This window comes from Elioraea sp. Yellowstone, from assembly GCF_006704265.1.
In the GTDB taxonomy this organism is placed as follows: domain Bacteria; phylum Pseudomonadota; class Alphaproteobacteria; order Acetobacterales; family Acetobacteraceae; genus Elioraea.
Genome location: NZ_VIKA01000222.1, coordinates 1 through 3,752 on the forward strand (window position 1 = coordinate 1; position 3,752 = coordinate 3,752).

The following is a 3,752-nucleotide window of genomic DNA, read 5'->3' on the forward strand; positions in this document are numbered from 1 at the left end:
CGCCTGCCGACCGTGCGCATGGCCGGCGTGACCGGCGCGCCGGGCGACGGCAACCGCTCGCTCGACCGCGCGATCCGCAACGCCCTCGCGAGCGAGGGCGTGCTGGTGCAGGAGGGCGGCGCCGAGGGCGAGTTCGCGCTCTCCGGGCGCGTCACCGTCACCGCGCTGCCGCCCCGGCGCGAACGCGTCGAGATCACCTGGATCGTCGCCCGCGCCGACGGCACCGAACTCGGCAAGGTGAGCCAGCTGAACGAGATCCCGGCAGGGACGCTGAACGGGCTCTGGGCCGATGTCGCGCTGGTCGTGGCCGAGCAGGCCGCCGGCGGCGTCGCCGAGGTGATCCGTCGCGCGCGTTCGGGCGGCTGAGCGGGATCGCGTGACGGCCGGTTTACACCCCCACCCCCCGTTGCTAGGAACGCCGCGCCTCCCGCCCGCAAGCCCCGGGAACCGACGCCCGATGAAGATCGTCGCCTGCAACTCGAACCGCCCGCTCGCCGAGGCGGTGGCAACGGCCTTGAACCTCCCGCTGACCAAGGCCTCGGTGCGGCGTTTCGCCGACATGGAGATCTTCGTCGAGATCCACGAGAACGTGCGCGGCGAGGACGTGTTCGTCGTCCAGTCCACCTCGTTCCCCGCGAACGACAACCTGATGGAGCTGCTGATCACGCTCGACGCGCTGCGCCGCGGCTCGGCGCGGCGGGTGACGGCGGTGATCCCCTATTTCGGCTATGCGCGGCAGGACCGCAAATCGGGGCCGCGCACGCCGATCAGCGCCAAGCTGGTGGCGAACCTGATCACCGAGGCGGGGGCGGATCGCGTGCTGACGCTCGACCTGCACGCGGGCCAGATCCAGGGCTTCTTCGACATCCCTGTCGACAACCTGTTCGCCGCGCCGATGTTCGCCGCCGACATCAAGGCGCGCTACGCGGACCGCGACCTGATGGTGGTCAGCCCCGATGTCGGCGGCGTGGTGCGCGCGCGCCAGATCGCGACCCGGCTGAACTGCGATCTCGCGATCATCGACAAGCGGCGCGAGCGCGCCGGCATCTCCGAGGTGATGAACGTGATCGGCGAGGTCGAAGGCCGGCACTGCATCCTGGTGGACGACATCGTCGATTCCGCCGGCACGCTCTGCAACGCGGCCGAGGCGCTGATGCGGAACGGCGCGACCGCGGTCTCGGCCTATGTCACGCACGGGGTGTTCTCGGGCGGCGCGGTTGCGCGCGTCGCGGCCAGCCCGATCGAGATGATGACGACGACGGATTCGATCCTCGCGACCGAGGCGGTGCGGGTCAGCCACAACATCCGCCAGATCACGATCGCGCCGCTGCTCGCCGAGGCGATCCGGCGCATCAGCGAGGAGAGCTCGGTCAGCAGCCTGTTCTGCTGAGGCGGCCATGCGCGGGATTGGCCGCCGCGGCGTGCGGGCGACGTCTTGCATCGCATGACGTCATCGCAGGCCTGACGTCCCGCGCCAGGCCGACCCCCTTGCGCACGCGCCCGGCGCGACCCAGCATCCCGCGCACGCCATCATCGAGGAGACGCACGGGATGAAGCTGTTCTACAGCCCAGGGGCCTGCAGCCTCGCGCCGCACATCGCCCTGCACGAGGCCGGGGCACGCTTCGAGGGCCAGCGCGTGGCGCTGAAGGATGGCGCGCAGTTCCAGCCCGAGTACCTGAAGGTCAATCCGAAGGCCAAGGTGCCGGCGCTCCTGCGCGACGACGGCTCGATCCTGACCGAGTGCCCGGCGATCCTGTTCTGGATCGGCCGCAGCCATCCCGAGGCGAAGCTGCTGCCCGAGGACGTCGAGGGCCAGGCGCGTGCGCTCGAGTGGATGAACTTCATCTCCGGCAGCATCCACAACGGCGGCTTCACGCGCATCGGCCGCGCCGAGCGCTTCGTCGGCGATCCGGCGCACGCGCCGGCGGCGGCGGAGAAGGCGAAGGAGGACACCGTCAAGTACCTGACGATCGCCGAGGGGATGCTCGACGGCCGCGACACCGCGCTGGCCTCGGGCCATTCGGTGGTGGACGACTATCTCTACGTGATCGCGCGCTGGGTCGAGCGCACGGGCCGGACGCTCGCCGACTTCCCGGCGCTGAAGCGCCTGCACGACCGCGTCGCAGAGCGGCCCGGCACCAGGGCTGCGCTCGCGGCGGAGGGGCTGGCCTGACCCGAACCGCCACGCGACCGGGTGTCCCTCAGGTTGGGCGGGCGTGCAGGGGGGCGCGGCGCCTCTGGACCGCGCCCTTCGCCGGCGGACCGATGGGGTCGGGCAGGGCCGCCTGGCGGAGAGGAACCACTCCACGGGGCGCTCGGCTGTTCCCGCCCCCGCCCGTCCGCTCGGTTGTGGCTTGCCTCCGATCCACACGCGGAGGTCCCCTTCCGCCCCTGCCGCGAGTTGCCCCGGTGCCTTGAAGATGGCGCGCCCTGAGGGATTCGAACCCCCGACCCGCAGCTTAGAAGGCTGCCGCTCTATCCAGCTGAGCTAAGGGCGCCCGGTCTTTCAATGGGTCCAGTTCTCCGCCCGGCCGAAGGCGAAGTTGTCGGCGTAGGCCTTCGGGCGAATGACCCGGCCGGCCGTCTCCTCCACCTCATACGCAATCCCGCGCTTCTCGGCATAGGCCACCGCCGCCTCCCTGGTCGGGAACCGCAGCCGAACCTGGGATGACAGCGTATCCCCCGAGCCGATCCAGCCCATCAGCGGGTCGGCCACGCGCTTCTCGGCCGGCTCGTATTCCAGCACCCACTCCTTGGTCTTGGCCCAGCCCGACTGCATCGCCGTCTTCGGTGGCTTGTAGATCCGCGCCCGCATCGTTCCTCGTTCTCCGCGCTGGTCGGGGCGGCCGGATTCGAACCGACGACCTTCTGCGCCCAAGGCAGACGCGCTACCAGGCTGCGCTACGCCCCGCCAGTCGCGCGGACCCTAGTGATGCGCCCGCGCGGCGGCAAGCGCGTTGGCCGTCTCCGGTCATGCAAGCCCGCTGAGCGGGTGACGCCCCGGCGCATCGGGCATCCATGGCTCCTGCACCACCACCGGGACAGAAGCCGCCTCCCGCACGAGGCGGAACCCGCCGGCGGGGAGGGCCTCGGCAGCAACACCGCCTCCTCCCACGGCGGCGGGAGGGGGAGTGCGAGGAACGGTCTACCCGCGCAGCGTGGCTCCCGTCGCCTTCGCCACCGAGGCGACGATCTTCTGCGCCACCGCCTCGATCTCGGCATCCGTCAGCGTCCGCTCCCGCGGCTGCAGTGTCACGGCGATCGCAAGGCTCTTGCGGCCCTCCTCGATCCCCTTGCCGCGATAGACGTCGAACAGCTCGACGCGCTCGATCAGCGTTCGGTCGGCCGCGCGCGCGGCGCGCAGCAGCGCCTCCGCCGCGACCGACTCGTCCACCACGAAGGCGAAGTCGCGCACCAGCGGCTGGAACGCCGGCAGTTGCGGGTTGCCGCGCCTCTTCCGCTTGGGCTCCGGCACCGCGCCGAGATCGAGCTCGAACACCGCCACCGGGCCCTCCAGGTCGAGCGCCTTCAGCACGCGCGGATGGAGCTCGCCGAACACGCCGAGCGTCACCTTCGGCCCCGCGCGCAGCACGCCGCCGCGACCGGGGTGGAGCCAGGCGGGCGGCTCGGGCACAGCCTGCACGCCGTCGAGATTGACCCCGAGAGCGGCCAGCACCGCGAGCGCGTCGCCCTTCGCATCGAGCGCATCGACCGGGCGGCGCGGCGCGGCCCAGTGCCGCGGCGTCGCACC

General features: G+C 71.7%; 3 protein-coding genes, 2 tRNA genes and 2 pseudogenes. 3 read left to right on the forward strand and 4 right to left on the reverse strand.

Annotation, left to right across the window (positions count from 1 at the left end; translation table 11 throughout):
• The 3 genes and pseudogenes from FK498_RS19510 to FK498_RS17835 form a co-directional block, all read left to right on the forward strand.
• A pseudogene (locus FK498_RS19510) lies at positions 1-366 on the forward strand (hypothetical protein); the annotation flags it as partial.
• A 91-nt stretch (positions 367-457) separates the two neighbouring features.
• Positions 458-1,390, forward strand: a complete 933-nt coding sequence (locus FK498_RS17830; protein WP_141856945.1) for a ribose-phosphate pyrophosphokinase — start codon at positions 458-460, stop codon at positions 1,388-1,390.
• 160 nt (positions 1,391-1,550) lie between these two features.
• Positions 1,551-2,174 (forward strand): glutathione binding-like protein, encoded by a 624-nt coding sequence (locus FK498_RS17835; protein WP_141856947.1) that lies wholly within the window; start codon positions 1,551-1,553, stop codon positions 2,172-2,174.
• Between the two features lie 248 nt (positions 2,175-2,422).
• Here the strand turns inward: FK498_RS17835 and FK498_RS17840 are convergent.
• The 4 genes and pseudogenes from FK498_RS17840 to FK498_RS17855 form a co-directional block, all read right to left on the reverse strand.
• Positions 2,423-2,499 (reverse strand) — tRNA-Arg (locus tag FK498_RS17840).
• Between the two features lie 8 nt (positions 2,500-2,507).
• Positions 2,508-2,816 (reverse strand): ETC complex I subunit, encoded by a 309-nt coding sequence (locus tag FK498_RS17845; RefSeq protein WP_141856949.1) that lies wholly within the window; start codon positions 2,814-2,816, stop codon positions 2,508-2,510.
• Positions 2,817-2,835: 19 nt separating this feature from the next.
• A tRNA-Pro gene (locus FK498_RS17850) sits at positions 2,836-2,912 on the reverse strand.
• Between the two features lie 234 nt (positions 2,913-3,146).
• Positions 3,147-3,752, reverse strand: a pseudogene (locus FK498_RS17855) (phenylalanine--tRNA ligase subunit beta); the annotation flags it as partial.